The 19,845-nt window shown below is 34.8% G+C and carries 11 protein-coding genes; 1 reads left to right on the top strand and 10 read right to left on the bottom strand.

The window, feature by feature from the left end; translation table 11 throughout:
* Positions 1–2,163, bottom strand: a 2,163-nt coding sequence (locus Z053_RS29035) for a right-handed parallel beta-helix repeat-containing protein (protein WP_152538357.1), incomplete at its 3' end; no start/stop codon positions are given.
* 232 nt (positions 2,164–2,395) lie between these two features.
* Here Z053_RS29035 and Z053_RS0120470 point away from each other — a divergent pair.
* Entirely contained in the window at positions 2,396–3,265 is an 870-nt protein-coding gene (locus tag Z053_RS0120470; RefSeq protein ID WP_025666836.1) for an MBL fold metallo-hydrolase, read from the top strand.
* 48 nt (positions 3,266–3,313) lie between these two features.
* Here the strand turns inward: Z053_RS0120470 and Z053_RS0120475 are convergent, their stop codons facing one another.
* From Z053_RS0120475 to Z053_RS0120515, 9 genes are all read right to left on the bottom strand, one after another.
* A complete protein-coding gene (locus Z053_RS0120475) occupies positions 3,314–4,057 on the bottom strand; it encodes an energy transducer TonB (protein ID WP_025666837.1) in 744 nt (247 codons plus the stop codon).
* A 113-nt stretch (positions 4,058–4,170) separates the two neighbouring features.
* Complete coding sequence (locus Z053_RS0120480) at positions 4,171–4,896, bottom strand: energy transducer TonB (protein ID WP_025666838.1); 726 nt, start codon at positions 4,894–4,896, stop codon at positions 4,171–4,173.
* Between the two features lie 134 nt (positions 4,897–5,030).
* Positions 5,031–5,453 carry a VanZ family protein gene (locus Z053_RS29040; protein ID WP_025666839.1) on the bottom strand — a complete coding sequence of 141 codons (423 nt, stop codon included), beginning with the start codon at positions 5,451–5,453 and terminating at the stop codon, positions 5,031–5,033.
* On the bottom strand, positions 5,425–5,808 hold the full coding sequence (gene gcvH / locus Z053_RS0120490; RefSeq protein ID WP_025666840.1) for a glycine cleavage system protein GcvH: 384 nt from the start codon (positions 5,806–5,808) through the stop codon (positions 5,425–5,427). The genes Z053_RS29040 and gcvH overlap by 29 nt, the downstream gene beginning before the upstream one ends.
* A 135-nt stretch (positions 5,809–5,943) precedes the next feature.
* Entirely contained in the window at positions 5,944–13,104 is a 7,161-nt protein-coding gene (gene sov / locus Z053_RS0120495; RefSeq protein WP_456059084.1) for a T9SS outer membrane translocon Sov/SprA, read from the bottom strand.
* A 4-nt stretch (positions 13,105–13,108) separates the two neighbouring features.
* A complete protein-coding gene (ruvA, locus tag Z053_RS0120500; protein WP_025666842.1) occupies positions 13,109–13,690 on the bottom strand; it encodes a Holliday junction branch migration protein RuvA in 582 nt (193 codons plus the stop codon).
* Positions 13,691–14,210: 520 nt separating this feature from the next.
* Positions 14,211–16,520 (bottom strand): NADP-dependent malic enzyme, encoded by a 2,310-nt coding sequence (locus Z053_RS0120505; protein WP_025666843.1) that lies wholly within the window; start codon positions 16,518–16,520, stop codon positions 14,211–14,213.
* A gap of 204 nt (positions 16,521–16,724) precedes the next feature.
* Positions 16,725–18,608 carry a trehalase family glycosidase gene (locus Z053_RS0120510; RefSeq protein ID WP_025666845.1) on the bottom strand — a complete coding sequence of 628 codons (1,884 nt, stop codon included), beginning with the start codon at positions 18,606–18,608 and terminating at the stop codon, positions 16,725–16,727.
* Positions 18,598–19,818 carry an MFS transporter gene (locus tag Z053_RS0120515; RefSeq protein ID WP_025666846.1) on the bottom strand — a complete coding sequence of 407 codons (1,221 nt, stop codon included), beginning with the start codon at positions 19,816–19,818 and terminating at the stop codon, positions 18,598–18,600. The genes Z053_RS0120510 and Z053_RS0120515 overlap by 11 nt, the downstream gene beginning before the upstream one ends.
* Between the last annotated feature and the right edge of the window lie 27 nt (positions 19,819–19,845).

A 19,845-nucleotide genomic window follows, 5' to 3' on the forward strand; every position in this document is an offset into this window, starting at 1 on the left:
TTCATCTTCTCCTGCTTCTATCGATTCATCATGTTGATTAACCACAAAGGAACAATTCGAACTATTATCACTGGCGTCTGTAGCGGTCATTGTGATTGTCATGCCATCTACAAAAGAAGAACCTGAAACCGGATCTTGGGTGATCACTGGATTAGGGTCAGTGTCATCTGTGGTCGTAACCATTGCTGTATAATCCGGAATTGTGGTAGTGCTACAATCTAATTCCTGATCCGAAGGACAAGCTATTACAGGAGCTTCGGTATCTGTACAATCAGGACCCTGACCTTCAATTACAAAAAAGCAACTAGAGCTGTTATCGCTGGCATCTGTAGCGGTTATTGTGATTGTCATACCATCTACAAAAGGAGAACCTACTGCAGGATATTGTGTTACTTCTGGGTTTGGATCTACATTATCGATAACTATAACCAGTGCGGTATAATCCGGTATTATATTCGTGCTACAATCTAAATTTTGATCAGAAATACAAGTGATTGTGGGAGACACAATATCTGATGTAGAACAATCAGCGACCAGATCGAATCCTGAACGGAAATAACATGCTGTTTGCTCATAAGTATACTCCTGTCTCCAATTATGTTTAGATTGCAATATAGCTTCCTCCATAAATGCATGGATTGTTGCTGTTCTTCCTAAAGAAGCGTGATAACTACCTATAGTTCGATCAGGATCAGAATAACTTACCTGTTCTACAGTAGAACTTGTGTCTTCTATAAGTGCATTGTAATCGGATATGCTCATGAATTGCGCATTTACTCGTACTAATCTTGAGAAATCGCGAGTACTATGATAGTATTTATTGTTTGAAGCAGTAACGTTCTGGTAGCTATTATCAATATAATGTTCAATTAGCGTGATATTGGGATCGCTTTCCTGAATCACATTGTTAGATATGTTAACATCTATTATATCTTCTGGCCCAGCAGGGTATACAATCCCTGATCTGAAATTATAAATAATATTATTAGTAACATCGGCTCTTTGTATAGGAGAAGGCAAACCATCTAACCCTCTAATCCCTCCATCAATAAAGATACCTCGAGGGCCTCCCGCATCGAGATTATTCATCAATATATTATCACTAACCAGTACATCTTTTATATTGGCTATCCATATACCAAATCCTCTAGGGGTCATAGCATCAATATCTCGGCATTCTAATATTATATTATTAGTAACCCTACCTTCTACCCCTCCTACTTCAGGTGAATTTCCTCCCCCATACATAAGAGATACAGGATTCCATGCAAAAATATTATTCTCTACAATACCTCCACAACGAGCCTGCATGCCTCCTGATGCACCACCAGTCACTATATTATTTCTAAAAACAAATCCAGTATTTCCATTATCAATATACAGGTTACGCCTAAAAATATTTGGGTTTGCCCCATTCACGGTTTCACTCCATCCATTATGGTAAAAAACACATTCATCCATAGTTAGTCCATCTACCCCATAACAGTATGCACCTTGGGAATGCCCACCTTCAGTGGTAAAATTATGAGCAACAACATTACGCCTAAGCGTCATATTGGTATGTCTACCCTGATATGCCTGAATAACTACTCCCAAATAACAATTGGTAACCTTACAATCTTCTATAAGCCAATCTATACAGCTTTTTAATAATTGTAGCCCAGTACCTCCATTCCCGGAAACATCAGCATTGCCATAAAACTCTACCCCTACCATCGCAAAAAATTCTACAGGATTCGTTGTAGGGTCAGTTGTTCCGGGATCAAGTGTACCTAATCCATATCCATTCGATCCTATATTTATTATTGGCCTCGTTGATGCATCACCATAAGTATTAATTACCATGGGTTCGTTTCTACTGCGTCCAGATTTATTCCATAACCCAAAGGTTTCATTAAAAGTGTCACCTCTTTTAAGAAGTAACCAATCTGGGTATTCATCCCTAAGCAACGTATAGGCCGCTGCTATTGTAGCTTTGGGAGATGTTTCACTTAAACCATCATTAGTATCATTCCCATCAGAACTACTCACATATATAACCCGGGAATCTGAACTCTGGTTCAATATTGTCCATCCATCTGCATCCTGAGTCCATTGACAAAATAATTTATTACATAAAAACAAGCAGATAATAGCATAAGACAAGCACCTTAAAGATATCATAAGTACACTGTTAGGTATAATAATCAGATTAAAGGGACAAATTCAGACGGCTTAGTCAAATCTACTTATTCCTCAAATACTAAAAGCATTATCTTTTTTTATACCCAATAACCCATAGTTATACTAAAAATATTTTCTCCATAACGTTATAACTTTCAATTCGATAGTTAGACGTAATTTTCATGCTTCATTCACGACAAATCATTATAAAAACCACATAAAATCATCTCTAATGAAAAAATTACTGATTCTTGTAGTATCTACACTTTTCTTTACTGCTAATGCTCAAGACAAAGAAGTCAAAATCACCATAGACCCATTGTCTGATCATATTTATATGTTAACCGGTCGAGGAGGTAATATTGGTGTTTTTAAAAACGAAAAAGGATTGTTTATCATAGATGATCAATTTGCAAGATTATCTGACAAAATTCTCTCTAACCTAAAAACCATAAGTGATTTGCCCGTTACTATGGTGATCAATACACATTATCATGGAGACCATACCGGCGGAAATGAAAATATGACAAATCAAGGCGCTACCATCTTTGCTCAAAAAAATGTGAGATCTCGAATGGAAAAAGGGCAAAAGAAAAAAGGGCGTATTATCCCTTCATCCTTACCTGTAATTACATTTAACGAAGGGTTACAATTATATTTCAAAGATGAAAACGTGAAGGCATTTCATGTACACAATGCTCATACCGACGGAGATGCTCTTATCTATTTTGTAAATGGAAATGTATTACACATGGGAGATACTTTTTTTAATGGACGGTATCCTTATATAGATTTAAAATCTGGCGGAAGCATCAAAGGGTATATAAAAGCATCAGAAAAAGCATTACTTATTGCAAATGATGACACCAAAATTATTCCCGGACACGGAAAATTGGCAACAAAAAAAGATTTGGAAACATTTTTGGAAATGCTAAACGAAATCACCAGTAGTATTCAAAAAGAAATCAAAGCAGGGAAATCTGAAGAAGACATTACAAAAAACACTTCGCTTACCGCAACCTATGATGCAAAAGGATATGGCGATGGGTTCATTAACTCAGAACGTATGCGAAAAACAATCTACACCAGTCTCACAAAATAAAAAAATCGATTAGAAAAGCCTGCTGTTATGATCAACAGGCTTTTATTTTTAGTTCTGTATTTTAAAAACAATTGGTAACTGATACTTTACAGTTACAGCTCTACCTCTTTGTTTACCTGGAGTCATCTGTGGAAACAAGTTAATCACTCTTTGTGCTTCTTTTTTTAATTTTGGATGTGCTGCTCTAACCTGAATATTTTTAATCATTCCATCGGCATCAACATCAAACTGAGTATAGATTCTTTGCACTCCTGTTAAACCATATTTTTCTCCTAATCCTGTATTAAATTTTCTGGAAACGATTTTTCTAATTTTCTCAGAAAAACAAGCTGCTTTTTCTTTATTAGTTCCTAATGTTTCACAACCAGGAAAAACAGGAACCGACTCTACTTTTACAAAATCAAAAAAAGGTGGGTCTTCATCAACAGGATCAGCATCGATAATAGAACTAGGGTCGATTGGTGTAGATTCGATGGGTTTATTTTTAAACACCTTATCCGGGTCAGTTATTTTAGTGTCATTATCAATAACCTTAAATTGCTCTGGGATTACTACAGGTTTAGTAGACTTTCTTGCAACTTCTTTTGGTTTGGGCTCTTCATAAATTTTGTAAACCCCGTCCCAATCTACATCGGGCTCCTCAATTGTAAGATCAATATCACTATCATTAATTATCGGCGTAGCGGTATACACCTCAAACATTACATAGGTAAATAAAAGACTTGCTATAAGTCCAATCTGAAAATTTACCAATGTACTTTTTTGTACATTAGCATTGTGCTTGTTACTCATAATATTTAGTTTTAACGTTACAATTAATCTAAATCAACAAGCATACCAAAAAAAGAATCCCGTTTACGTAATGTAAACGGGATTCGAATATTTTATATAAAGATATTTCCTTTCTAGTCCTGTACCTGAAAAACTATTGGTAAAGAATACAGTACACCTACTGCTTTTCCTCTTTGTTTTCCTGGAGTCATTTTAGGTAATAACTTAACTACTCTTTGTGCTTCTTTTTGTAATCTTGGGTGCGGAGCTCTTGCCTGAACACCAACAATATTACCACCTCTATCAATTTTAAATCTCACATAGATTCTATTAACACCTGTAAGACCTAATTCACTTCCAATTTCTGTATTAAATTTACGGTTAACAAACTTCTTAACCTTATCACTCATACATTTCTTTTTAGCTGCATTGTTTCCTGCATTCTCACAACCAGGAAAGATTGGCACATTCTCGATAACTGCAAATGGTACATCAGCAATTACTTCTTCTTCATCTGTATCTTCGATTTCCTCTACCTCAACAATCTCTTCTTCTTGATTCGTTTCTGTAGATTCGATAATAGTTTCCTCTACTTCTTCCTCATCCTCTACTACATCAATAATTTCTGGTGCAGGTGGTGGAGGTGGAGGTGGAGGAGGTGTATTAAGATTCTGCGTAATTGGCACATCTTCTTCTTCCAACTCATCCAGATTAACCTGACCTATATCTATATTGGTTCTATCATAGGTTTTCCATTCTATTCCTTGCCATGTTATAAAAAGAACTAAAATAAGTCCTAATTGAAGGAATAAGATGCTTTTCTTAGTTAAATCTGCTTTTGGATTTTTCTTTGGTTCCATATTATATAATCGTTATAGGATTGCTAAAATAGCTAATTTCTTTTGTAATTTCCAACTAAAGATTAAAATGTAAAACAAAAAATAAGTTTTTTAACTTTTATGTTATCTACTTTTCAGTAAAAACAAGGCTGTATCTACCTGACTTCCTGCTTATTTTGTTTAAATCTTAATATTCTATTTTTAAACACTACAAAAACAAGTACTGCAAAAATTGTACCACTCGTATTTGCAACTATATCATACCAATCAGAACTACGATATGTTGTTAAAAGTGCTTGTAATACTTCCATCAAGACACCATATAGGATGCATATAACCGAAGTAGTAATCAAACTCTGTTTTAAATTTTTATTCATCTTTTCTGAAAAAAAGAAAAACAAAGCCCATGCTATAGTCAAAGTAAAGTATGCAATAAAATGACCTATTTTATCACTCCCTTCCATTGTAAATGTGACCGGGTTTATAAATTTTGCCAGCGACGCCCAGGTTACCAAAGCGGTTAATACTACAACCAGGACAAAAAGGGTGTTATGCCCCAACAACCTCTTTATATTCATCTGCAGATAATAACAAATCGTCAACTTGCGAAATATCAGATATTTTAACTTTTACCATCCAACCAGCTCCATAAGGATCGCTATTTACCAGTTCTGGCTCATTCTCTAAAGCTTCATTAAATTCGATAATTTCACCCGTTAATGGTAAAAATAGATCTGATACCGTTTTTACTGCTTCTACAGTACCAAAAACCTCTTGTTCTTCTAGCTCTTCACCAACTGTTTCTACTTCTACATAAACAATATCACCTAATTCGCTTTGTGCAAAATCAGTAATACCTATAGTTGCAATATCACCTTCAACTTTGATCCATTCGTGATCTTTGGTATATTTTAAATCTCCAGGAGTATTCATTTCAAAAAAATTTATGAGTTGTTAATATTATGATGACGAAAATAAATCTATTTTATTAAATTTTGAGAAAACCCGATAAAAAATTATAAAAAAAACAACAACACACTGCCTTAAACAAAAGGTAATTGCAAAATCTTAATTCCCAAAATTATACCTTAACGTAAACCCTCCTCTAATTGTGGTCTGAGGAAATGCTGTAGAAATAGAATATTTAGAAAAGGTATGGTCATAAAACAATAACGCTGTTAAGTTTTTACTTAGGGAATAATCTGTCGTAAACTTTATTCCATAAATATCTTGTCCTGCCGTTATCTGAGTATTATCCAAGTCAAGGTATCTAATCAGCGTTTCATTTTGACGTAGCGACAAATCAGCTCTTAGGTTTAGATCACTTTTTATCACTTTTTTTCTTCCTGCTATTTTAGTTACAAACGTAAGGTCTTTTAATCTATATCCTAGTCCAATGATATATTCATTTCCTTGAATTTCGGTAAGTAGATTATTATCAAAACTTAATGATAATGCTCTATCTTTTTTCCATTCTGCAAGGATTTTGATCGAGTTTTTCATTTCCATATCTAATCGAACCAGCGGACTAAATTGCTCTGTTAAATTAACATTAGAATACAACTCTGGGTTTCTGTAGTTATTTGCCTCATCAAATTCACTTTTACCAAATTCAAGGTTGGTTTGAAATTGATTAATAGTATAATTAGCTCGATACCCATGGGCTACAGAAAATCTTTTAAAACGTTTCTTAAACCATTTTATATTCATTAAACCTGTATATTTTACATCCCAGTTAGGTAGTGGAATATCTCTAAAAGCTCCTTTTTTTACTTTTTCTGGGTTTCCTCCGGTATAAGCTGCTAAGAACGCAGGTAACAATACCGCTTGATTCGTTCTTCCGTAACCATCTGGAAAACCATCTCCATCACTATCAACATTTGGATTATTCCCTCTCTCTATCGCTAATCGTCTGGCAATAATCAATCGGTTTTCCCTAAATTTATCGAACGCTTCTGATGAAAACTCATCACTCTTTTTAAACGCGGTTTTAACCAGTACTGTTGAAATTGTAAAATTACCAAAGGTATTTCCGGTAAGCGATTGATATGGATCATCAGTAAAAATACTACCGTCAGAATTTGTATTCACCCGATAGTTTTCAGTATAAGTTTGAGAAGAGTTTCTATTGGCACTAATATCAATTTTAAGCCCTTTTAGCAACCCTAGAGAAGCTTGTATATTAAGCTGTTTTCCTTCTACTTCTTGATATTGTTGATTAAACTCTTGATATAATGTAAGCCATCCGTTACGTGCAGCAAGATCTCGAATATCAGATTGGCTACCAAAAGTAAACCCAACTGTTGGCTTAAGCGTCCCTACAAAACCAGGTTCTCTGGTATACCCAGGAAGGAAAATACCACTATCTTGTTGGTAATTTACATTTACCTTTTTCACTGCGGTAACTAACCCAATGAGTGTATTATATGCTTTATCACCAACACTTAGCTTACTTCTACCTCTTTTAACTTTATTTTTTTGTGGGCTTCCAGGTGCTCGATCTCCTTCTTTTTTATCTTTCGAATCTTTATTCTTCTTTTTTGCGTTTTTTCTTCCTGGTTTTACTTTGGTTAATCCTGCATATTTGTACAACGTATTCATATCCAATGAACCGTTTAATGTATGCACATTAGCGTTCTGAACTGTATTTCCTAAATCTGGAATACCTTCTAAAGTCTTTAAAGCCTCACTTCCTTTTACCCATTGGAAATCTGCATTATACGAATATGTCGCACGTATAAATTTAAACACCGGTACCTTATTAAAGGGAACTTCATAATTAACCTGAAGCTGTTGACTATGCGTATTAGGATCTCCTATATCAAAAAAACCACTCCATACATCTATGGTATTATCAACTTCGTTATTTTCATCAATAAAGTTTTTAACAATGCGATTATTAGCAGAAGTAAAATTAAAATTTAAAGACTTAGTCAAATTATAATTAACTCCATATTGCCAATCAAAAAGGAAATTACGCTGATACAACGTTGGCAACCTAATATCATCCGGCCCTAAAGTAATATCTCTAAAAACCTGCTCATTATATTGTCTATTGATATTAGAGTTTACCGAGATGCTCGTAGGAAGTAGGTTCACATTAAAATCTTTGATGAGATCAAAATATTTACTCTTGCCTAAGAACTTAACTTTCTTAAAAGGTTCTACTTCTTTTGGTTGAAAACTAAAATCATAAGTACCTCCCAGTTTTACATTTTGATCTAATGATTTTTCTATCTCAAAATCCCGATGATCTGTTTGATTGTAAGTTCCCGAGAATGCAAAATTTTCTACATCATAAGGCATCGGTTTGCCATCTCCCGTTCTCTCTTTACGTAATCCGATAACATTAAAACTTTGCCTTTTTGTATACTCTGTTGATTGTTTTTCTATACGTTCTTTTTCAACAGGGTCAGTTTCGCGATCTAATCGATCCTGAAGCTCTATATCTTGAAATTCGGGATCAAATTGCGGAGTAATCAACTCTTCTCCACGGCTATAATTAAATGGTATTTGCATTCCCCATTTCTTAGGTAGCAATTGCCCTAAATTAACATTAGTGGTTACATCATATTGCTTAACATCTTCTCTACTTCGTTCATTAGGCCCTTGCTCAATCCCCCCGAATCCAATAGTACTAATTCTTCCTGATGCACTAACATTTGCAAAATCTGCAATATTAGCGTCTAGACTACCTACAGCAGCCCAACCTCCTCTGTTTTTAAGGTCACTTAGGCGCATTTCATTAAACCAAACTGTTCCTGATTGATCACTACCGCTATCATTTTTAACACCCACCATCATCACTCGTACATCTCCAAAATTAGGATTACCCTTAATCCCCACTCTAAGGTTATTAGGACCTGTAAAGAAATTAAGATCATTTACACTAAGAGCATCATCTCCTAATACATTAGATTTTATTTGCTGAAGAAATTCTAAAGGAAGGCTTAATCGATTATTTTCTGGCCATGCACCATTCTGACTACCATCATTGCGATCAGAAACGGCTAATGGTAATTCTATCTGATAGAAATTATTGGTAAAATCATTACCCATTCTTATAAAAGCTTTTAGATCTCCATCCTGAATTGGGATTGTAGGTTCGGGAAGCGATTCTGCATGCAAAAACATTTCAAGATTTTCATACTGACGCATATCAACATTGAAATTCTTATACACCCCACGGGCATCACCAGATTGTAGATTATTTACTGTAAGTGCCAATGATCGCTCATCATCTCTTATAATATTATTATTGTTATTTAACTGCTCTCGCACAACCCCAGGTGGCGTCACATAATTCGGGGTTTCCTCTGCACTTACCGAAGTCACAATTACATCACTATTACCTGTTACATTAAGACCATTTGTTGGATCATTTGTGGTATTACCTTCTACAACATATCTTCTATAATCCCCTCTTACCAAATCAAGACTACCAAATCGCAATAAAGTGGGCTCTGCAAAACCAGTAAGATACATCCTCATAAATCGAATAGATCTAAAATCATTAATATTTATAGATCTGGTAGGGTTATAAATAGGTATTTTAAATCTCACCCAACGTACAGGGATATCTTGACCAGATACTCGAGCTGTGAGACCCGGAGGTGAAACATCCGATATAAATCCAGTCCCGCCATCATTACCTACTCCCATTCCTCTAAAAATTGGAATCTCATACTCATAATAACTATTAATAGTATTCATGGTATTATCCCTATTTACATCTTCTGCAGTAGGGAATGTAGTATTTCCTCGATCATCATTAGACACATTAGTCGGTGAGTTACCTTCTGTACCATTATACTTGTCATATCGTTCCAGAATAGTTCCTCCCGCCTGAAGGAAATAGGTATAATTATCTCCAGAAGGATCATCTAAAGATTGGAATGCAGCATATTCTGGTTTTTGTTTTTCATCCTGATCTCCCAAACCGTCAAATCCAGCATCTTGGTCTATTCTATCCTGACCATCAGAATCAAAAGCATAGATCAAGGATTGATTTACAGGAACTCGTCCATAGTCTGTATCTACTACACTACCAACACCTCCTTTAGGTAATCCATTTTCATATTGTTTCCTACCATCTTTTAGCACATCTTCACTAATATTCCCTAAATTAAACACGATGGTACCTCCAGGATTACTTACGTCATCATATTCAAAAGGATCCATCAACCAAAATTCAATAAATTCTACATTAGCTTGCTCAAAATTAGTAGATGTTAACTGTCTGGTAATTCCTCCAAAATTATTTCTTGAATCGGGTTGTGGTAATGAACTTCCAGGTGCATATGCAGGATTAAAATTATATTGTCCTCTCTGTCCTGGTCTATAATTAAGATCTAATGTAAATAATGCCAAGGTTTGCCCTTGTGCTATATCGGTCTCTGGAAAAATCTCATCAATAAACACTCTTCTGGTAGCGTTAGAAGCCAAATCCTGCTCGGATACCCCACTTGGTCTTCCATTACTATAAAAGATCGGATCAATAGAATACCACGACAATTTTGCTCTTTGATATCCTGATTCTATACCATCAACAACAACATCACTGTTAGGATTACTAGGATCGCCAAAACCAATAGGTACACTAGAGAGCTCCCATGACAATGGCGAACTTACATCTATTCTGGTCTGTGCTCCTTCAAAATCATCTATATACGTGGTTACTTTACCATCAAAATTAGCTCCTCTTGGCGCCCCGGCAACCAAATAAGCTCCTTCTGCTCTAACCGAAACATTAGAAGGTACATCTGTATCTATATTAGGGAGTTTATTCACCATCCTGGTTAAGAAAGGAACTTCTGTAGAATACGCTACATTAAACCCTAGTATTGTATTATTAATAGGCTCAAAATCATAATTAGATTTTTGAGTAATTGGTCTTTCATTCAGGTTTAAATAGGTTCCTCCTATAATAAAGTCGTCACTAAATTTATGCTCTATATTTAATCCTGTAAAACGTTTTGTTTGCTGACCAAAAACAGCGTTATTCTCTGTAGAAACCTGGATAGGTGTATTAGAAGACAGCAATGCTTCATCCAAAATATTTACTCTTCCCAATTGATAATTCACTGTATAATCTACCCCTTCCTGCAAAGTTCTTCCTCCTGCAGTAACAGTTACAGAACCTTGAGGTACATTAAATGCTCCCAAAGGGATTCCATCCTGACCAGAAGATTTATATTTTCCTTTTAATTGAAAGTAATTCTTATCAGCAGATTTCTGTTCTGCTACAACTTTAGTTTGTGTGTATAAATCGCGAAAAACGTATTTTGCTTGATTGGGATTATACGAATTAGGATTGGTATAATTTGCCCCCACAGGTCCATTATCGAGTTTATCAAAGAGATGTTCCCCAAAGGGTTCTATAGTAGTAAAAATAATGCGACCGTTTTGTGAATCAATGGTAACCCCTGGCACATAATCAAAAAAACCATCTCCTCCTTGTACCGGATCATTATTAGGGTTAAGACGATCCAGATTAAAAACTTTAAGTAATGTCGTCTGCTCTACATCACTTGGTAGTGCTACCGATGATCCTTCTGCTGCCGTAATATAATTTACTGGAGAGGGGTTTGAATATAAAATATTTAATCTAAAATCATTTTGCTCTAGTCTAAATGCCCCTGTACTATAGATGTTCTTCATCATCAGATCCCATATTGGCAATGTCACATTAACAATCGGGCTTTTAAGCATCTTAACTACTAAACTTTGACTTGATCCTGCATCTATAGCTCCCCCTGTATTATCTCCTATAGTTGCATCTACTCCATCATTTGCGAATTCACCAACCTGAAAAACCTCTCCATTTCTGGTATACTGATATGCAACTGCCAAAACTTCATCATTATTCAACTTCTGATTTAAAGAGATATATCCTAATTGGGTATTTAGCGTATACTCGCTTTGGTTTAATTTTCTTGCATTTTCTAAAATAGCATAATCAAATCCTTCATTAAAATTAGCTATTGCGCCAATAAACCCTTGTTGCACAGTAGGTACTTGTCGCACTGCATCAGTAACAGGTCCTGCAGGACCAATAGTTGTTGGATCCAGATCATTGTTACTATTATCAGGAAAAGCTCCTGCTCCTGTATTAAATAAAGAAGCGGGTATAGTAAAATTACCCGTATCTGGTGCTTCTCCTATATCCTGAAGCGCTACAATATTACGTGCATTAGTCAAGGTCTGTGCACTTGTTGCTCTATTGGTTACCCATACTTCGATCCTGGTTATCTGTATATTATTATTAATAAAAGGATAACTTGCCAAAGAAGTATTATATGTATCTCTAAAATAATGTGATAAAAAGAAATGTCGATTTTCGTCATAATCTAAAGCAAAAAGCTCAAAATCTTCTACGGTCCCTCCTCCTTCTACATTTACAGATCTTGTTTCAGAGCGCTGTTCAGAATACACCCCGGTAATAGTGGTTCGCCCAAATTGTAGTCCCATTTTAACTCCAAAAAGACTTTGTGCTCCCTGGATCAATGTGCTGTTCAATGGCATACTTACATTACCTACCTCAATACTTTGGATAATATCATCTTCTGTAGGCGTATATTCTAATTTTAATTGATTCTGAAAGTCGAAAGTAGATTCTGTATCATAATTAGCTGTTACCTGCAGCCTAGTTCCTATTTTACCCAGCAAACTTAGACTGATTCTTTGATCAAAGTCGAATGTAAAATTACTTCGGTTACGAGGTGAAAAAGCGGGATTATCTTGTTTTGTATAAAGTAATCCTAAATCTATTTCTACAGATCCCTGAGGGATAATTTCAATTTCATTTCCTCCAAAAACAGATTCGAAGAAATTAGAATTAACATAAAAAATAGGAAGTAAATTCTTTCTTTTCTCTTCACTACCATCTTTTTTACCACTAAAAGCTTCAATTTTTTCTTTAAAATAAGCTCTTCGTTGCTCTTGTTCTACTAATGCTTCGTATTCTGATGGTGTTAAGAAAATAGGATACCTCACATTAAAATCCCCAAGTTTCTCCCGATAGATATATCGATTCGTAATCGGATCGTATTCATACTTGGTTACAATACTATTCGGATCTGGTAAAGACAATGCTCCCAAAGAAAATGTAGTACTTGTAGAATCCCGAACAGTTTGATTGTCCTGACCCTGTAACACCCCACTATAAAGTGCTATCAAACATACTAATATCCTAAAAAAATCAACGCGTAAGTAATTCGAAAAACTCAATGTTTTATAAATTTTTTAGTGCCTGTTTAATAATATTTTCAACTGTTTCTTTGGGGCTTTGTTTTAGAACTTTATCAATAGCTTTTTCTGCAATTTTTCGATTAAATCCTAGGGTTTCTAAAGCAGATAACGCTTCATCTTTATTAGTATTGCTTTGTGACACTGAAACTTCGTCGATATTATATACTTTGAGTATTTTATCTTTTAGATCTATAATAACACGTTGGGCAGTTTTGGCTCCGATTCCTTTAATAGATTGAATTGTAGCTACGTCATTAGAAGCTATTGCTTCTTTAATTTGATCAGGGTGTAAGGATGACAACATGGTTCTGGCTGTACTTGCTCCTATTCCCGAAACCGAGATTAAAAGCCTAAAAATTTCTCTTTCTGATTTTTCTGCAAAACCAAATAAGGTATGAGAATCTTCTTTTACCTGCAGATGCGTATACAATTGTAGCACTTCTCCCTCGGGAATCAAAGAAAAAGTATGTAATGAGATATGTAATAAATATCCTACTCCGCTACAATCTATTATTACATCAGTAGGGTTTTTTTCAACAAGCCTCCCCTTGATATGTGTGATCATTTGTTAAGTTAATGTACTCTTTTTGAGTTTCTATACTGCAAAATAAATCCTGATCTTCATCAGGGGTTAGTTTTTTCTCTAATTTTATCTTTTTTCAGTGATATCGTTGGTACTACCAAAAAAAGTACTTCACCAGAGCGTAAAATCATAATTATTTTTGCTTGAATATTAAAATTCAAGAAGAGTTGAGTGTTAAGCAATCAAATGTAATAAAATTCTACTACATACAGGGGATAAAAAAACACCCTTTAAAAATGGTGTTCTTTTTTTATTACGCTCGCCTCTTCCTCATATCCAATACAGAAAATATTTCTGCATTATCATATCTAAGAGATTGAGTTAAATATTGTTCTCCTACAAATACATCAATACAATCTAACAAAACATAAACCTAATGAAGTATAAAACTTGGAGTTTTTACACATCTTACCAAAATGTAAAAAGCTATACTACCAAAGTATAGCTTTTAATCTTATATAAATTATTTTTATTTAGCTCTTAAGAGTTGTCAATCAATCGATTAAACAACATCAGGCATTAATGACAATTGCAAATCTCTTTTTTCCTTCTGCTGAGCATCAATAACAGCAACTGCTGCCATATTTATCATTTCTTCTACACTTGCTCCCAATTGGAGAATATGAGCTGGTTTATTCATCCCCATCATAATAGGTCCTATTGATTCTGCATTATTAATTTCACTTAATAATTTATAATTACTATTGGCCGAATCTAAATTAGGAAATACCAATGTGTTTACCTTTTGCCCATTAAGCTTAGAAAATGGAAATTTATCCTTCCTCATTTTTCTGTTTAATGCAAAATTCATTTGTAATCCACCATCTACAACCAGGTTAGGATAATATCTATGCAAATATGCTACTGCATCCTGTACTTTTGAAGCAGTAGGATGTTTTGATGATCCAAAATTAGAATATGAAACCATAGCAATCACAGGTCTTACCCCAAACATCTCTACGGTTCTAGCCGTCATTTGCGCTATTTTTGCCAATTCTTTTGAAGAAGGTTCGATATTTATAGAGGTATCACTTATAAACAATGGTCCCTTATCGGTCATCATTACATTCATTGTTGCAATACGAGTTGCCCCTTTGGCAAGCCCTATTAAGTCCATCATGGGTTTAACCACAGTTGGATAACTTCTAGAATACCCAGAAAGCAATGCATCGGCATCTCCTTCATTTACCATCATGGCAGCAAAATAGTTACGTTCGCGCATTAATTTTTCTGCATCATACAGGGTAATTCCTTTACGCTTATTGGTTTCCCAATATTGTTTGGCATATCTATTTTTACGCTCACATTCTTCGTCTGCTTTAGGATCAATGATATCAATACCAGTTGGATCAAAATCAATCTCTTTCATCAGTTCGAGTATGATATCTTTACGACCTAATAAAACCGGGAAAGCAATACGTTCTTCTTTAACTGTCTGAGCCGCTTTTAACACATCCAGATGGTCTGCTTCTGCAAAAACAACACGTTTAGGATTTGTTTTTGCTCTATCTAATAACAATCGTACTATTTTATTATCATTACCCATTCGCTCAAGCAATTCATCTTCATACTTCTCCCAATCGGTAATAGGTGCCGTTGCCACACCACTCTCAATAGCCGCTTTAGCTACTGCAGGAGGCACTTTTGCGATAAGTCTTGGATCAAAAGGTTTTGGTATGATATACTCTTTACCAAAATTAAGACGTGTTTCTCCATAGGCTATATTTACTTGCTCCGGAACAGGTTCTTTGGCTAGCTCGGCTAACGCTTTTACAGCTGCCATTTTCATTTCTTCATTAATGGCCGTAGCTCTTACATCCAAAGCACCTCTAAAAATAAAAGGGAACCCCAGTACATTATTTACCTGGTTAGGATGATCACTTCTTCCTGTAGCCATGATTACATCTTTACGAGCTTTAATCGCCAGATCATATTTTATTTCGGGATCTGGATTTGCCATTGCGAAAACAATTGGATTATCTGCCATTGATATCAGCATATCGGGACTTACCAGATTGGCCATCGATAAACCAATAAATACATCTGCATCTCGCATTGCATCTTCTAGGTCATTGAGGTCTCGATCTGTGGCAAATTCTGCTTTTTCTGGAGTAAGGCTATCTCGATCTTTACGAATTACACCTTTACTATCGGTCATAACAATATTTTCGGCTTTAGCTCCAAAAGCTTTATATAATCTTGTACAAGATACTGCCGCCGCACCAGCGCCACTAACAACAATTCTTACTTCTTCAATGTTTTTATTTGCAATTTCTAATGCATTTAACAATGCAGCAGCAGAAATTATAGCTGTACCATGCTGATCGTCATGCATCACTGGGATATCCAGTTCTTCTTTTAGTCGTCTTTCGATCTCAAAGGCTTCGGGAGCTTTAATATCTTCAAGGTTTATCCCTCCAAATGTTGGAGCAATATTTTTAACAGTTTCGATAAAAGCATCTACATCTTTTGTATCTACCTCGATATCAAACACATCGATATCGGCAAATATCTTAAACAATAACCCTTTTCCTTCCATTACAGGTTTTGATGCTTCGGGACCAATATCTCCTAATCCTAATACTGCTGTACCATTAGATATTACAGCAACCAGATTTCCTTTTGCCGTATATTTATAAACGTCTGCCTTTTCCTTTTCGATTTCTAAACAAGGTTCGGCAACACCAGGAGAATATGCTAAAGATAAATCTCGCTGAGTTGCATACTTTTTAGTAGGAACGACTTTAATTTTACCTGGGGTAGGCTTGGCATGATATACTAATGCCTCTCTTCTTTTACTTTCGATACTCATACTAAATAAGATAAATGTGCTAATAAAAATAAAGATCAAAATACCATAACACCAGATTTAATGGTTATGATATTTTGATACTAATACATATACAAAGGTACAAGTCTGTATGAGATGCAAAAATTAATACTAAGGAATCTTTGCGAAAAATAAGGATTGAAAAAAAATACCATACATTTAACAATCTTATTAAAGATTTATCAATTAATTATTGGTTTTATTAAATATTTCATCAGGATCTATAAGCTGATTCAATTTATACTTATATTCTACAGATAGAAGACTTAATCCTAATTGATAAGAAGCGTTCATCCATCCAAAACCACCATCGGGAACATATTTAAAATCAGATCCGACATTACCATACTCTACATCTACTTTAAATGTTCCGCAAACGACATCGAATTTTTCTGGAATTACACCATTATAATCTGCTGCATTCTTGGTAATCATCCACAGCCATCTATAGACAAGTTCTTCTGCCAAATCCTGATACCCATAATTAAGCAATCCTTCCCAAACAATCATTTGATGTGGAGCCCATCCAAACGGATAGTCCCATTGTCGTTTTGGAGCATCTTTTGGAACATCTCGAAGAGAAAACTTAGAGCTTCCGGCAATACCAAATTCACATTTTAACCGAGGTGTCAAATATTCGACAACACTTTTTGCTTGATCTGCTGTACATAATTTTGCCCATAATGGATAAAACCCGGTCGCCGACTCAAAATGAGTTTTCTTTTTTTCTAATAGATTATAATCAAAATAACTACCTGTTTTTTCATCCCACATGTATTGATTTATCAGCGCTACCCGTTGAGTTGCAATATCATTCCAATACTCAGAATTTAATTTCTTCTCTTTATATATAAATTCATCATTAAAAAAACGCTTTATGATATATGCCAAATCTTTTTCATATTTATACAATAGTGTATTAAGATCTACAGTAGTTAGATCAGCACATATCCCTTCTAGCCTGTAGGTTGTATCATGCCCACTTTCTCTTACGCTTCGATCATGCAAAAAATATTGATCCAATTCTGCTCTATCAACCTCTCTGTGCAGGTATAACTTTCTAAATTCTTCGACAGATTGCGAGTCGTCGTTCTTATATTTTTGTAATATATAATCATAATGTCCTTCTTCAACTTCTGCTGTTATACCTATTCCTTCTGCATAAAACCTATTTAATCCATTTGATGCCAATCTTTTTCCAGATTGCATCCAAACAGTTTCATATTCATGAATAGCTGTTTTTGTACATTCTTTTAGCCAGGAAATAGGTGTTTGATCTTTATATTTCTCATAATACTCTACAACCATAGATGTATAGAAAGGAGGTTGAGTTCTTGTTAGATAATAGCTTCTATTAGCGTTTAGAATTTTACCATAATTCTTGATTTGATATGTAAAATTATCAATCATCCCTTTGGCAAGTTCTTTTTTGCCATCTAGTAAAAGGCCTATATTTATAAAATAGCTATCCCATCCATACATCTCATTAAATCTTCCTCCCGGAACCAAAAATGGGACAGCTTTTTTCTTACGATCATCGGTAGTTAATGCTAATCCTAAAATCCCAGGCTTATCATTAATGGACTGCACAAATTCTGGTGTTATTTTTGGGGGTAGCGTCTCTAATATAATATGATCTATTCCTTTTGTTATTTCCTGATAAAAAGAATAGGCTTCTTTATCATGAAAAGGAACGTATAATCGTTTTTCTTTTATACTCCGTTTATCATCAGACATAATTTTTTCAATACCATTTCGATCTAATTTTCTAGTTAATCGATCCCAATAGTACTCTTTTATCATTTTAGAAATTCTAATGCCGGGTTGCTGTTTAATCTCTGTTAAAGAAATTTCTATGATCCCTTTTTTGTCTTCTTTTGTCAATTTTAATTCCTGAAGCAGATTAGACAGGTGATAGGTTCCTTTAATGGTATAAACTTCGTTGTTAATGGTATGTATTTCAAATTCTTTTGGACCCCAATCATCAATAGTAATCCTCTTGTCTTGATCAGTATCTTCTTGTTGAAGCAAACTATGCAAGACATCTTTTTTATATATTTTAATCAACATTATTTCTTGTTAATTTGTGTAATACCAGCAATGTCGATAACAATAAGATCATTGGTATTATCGTATAATAAAATGCTTGTTGGGCGCCAACATTTTTAAATAACCAGCCTACTATTGTAGATCCTGTAGTTCCTCCTAAAGCAGAGAAAACCACTATAAGACCAGTCATAGGACTATGTAATTTTTTGGGTAAAGCACTTAGCACCGCAGAATTTATTAGAGGATATATTGGGGCGAGACATAACCCGATAAGCGGAAACGCATATCCTATCCATGGTATATCTGTAATTTTTTGGATTTTTTGCGCCTCAACATCTAAGGTTTGTGGTAAAATAAAAACCACCATAAGTATTGCTAATCCTATACATACTGTAAGAATATAAACCCAAGGTATTCGCTTTGATAGAATTCCTGCACCTATTCTCCCAATAGCCAATGATATTGCAAAAACGCTAGACATCATAATGCTTACGTTAGGAGGAAGCTGTAACACTCTTTTATAAAATGTGGGTAACCAAGTCATCACTCCCTGTTCTACCATTACGAATAAAAAGGCACTACCAACAAATACGATGACCAACATTTTGGTGCACAAAAGCATCATCTGCTTAACATCATCTAATAGATTTACGCCCGGAATTTCGTTTCCTTCTTCAAATCTGGTGAAGAACAATAATAGAAAAGACACAAAAATCAGTGCAGCTAAAAGCAAATATACCCGCAACCATGCATCTGGATTATTATCATAATTAAATGCAGGAAACAGAAAATAAGCCGCAGCGATTCCTATCATAAAAACCCCTTCTACAATACTCATTAAACTATTGTGATCTCGTCTGGTTTTTGTAATTATCCCGATAAGGGTATATACCGAAACTTTTACCAAAGCAAAGGATACTCCTATTGCAGCAAAAAGAAGTTTTGCAGACCAGAAAGAATTACCATAGTACATCCCCAGACATCCAATAAACGAAATGAGCAATCCCAATAATATTGCTTTCTTATATCCTATTCTTGGCAAAAAAGAAGCTATTAAGAATGAAACCAATGCTATCGGCAAATCTTTAAACCATTCTAAAGTACTTGCCTCGATCTCATCAACATGGTAATTCTCTAAAGATTTTAAGATTACTATTCCTACACTATTAAGGAGGATAGCAAAAATAAAATAGTTGATAAACAAGGATATTTTTATGGATACATTCTTCATTAAAAACGGTCGTGACTGGTTATTAAT

Source organism: Aquimarina megaterium XH134, from assembly GCF_000520975.1.
Taxonomy (GTDB): domain Bacteria; phylum Bacteroidota; class Bacteroidia; order Flavobacteriales; family Flavobacteriaceae; genus Aquimarina; species Aquimarina megaterium.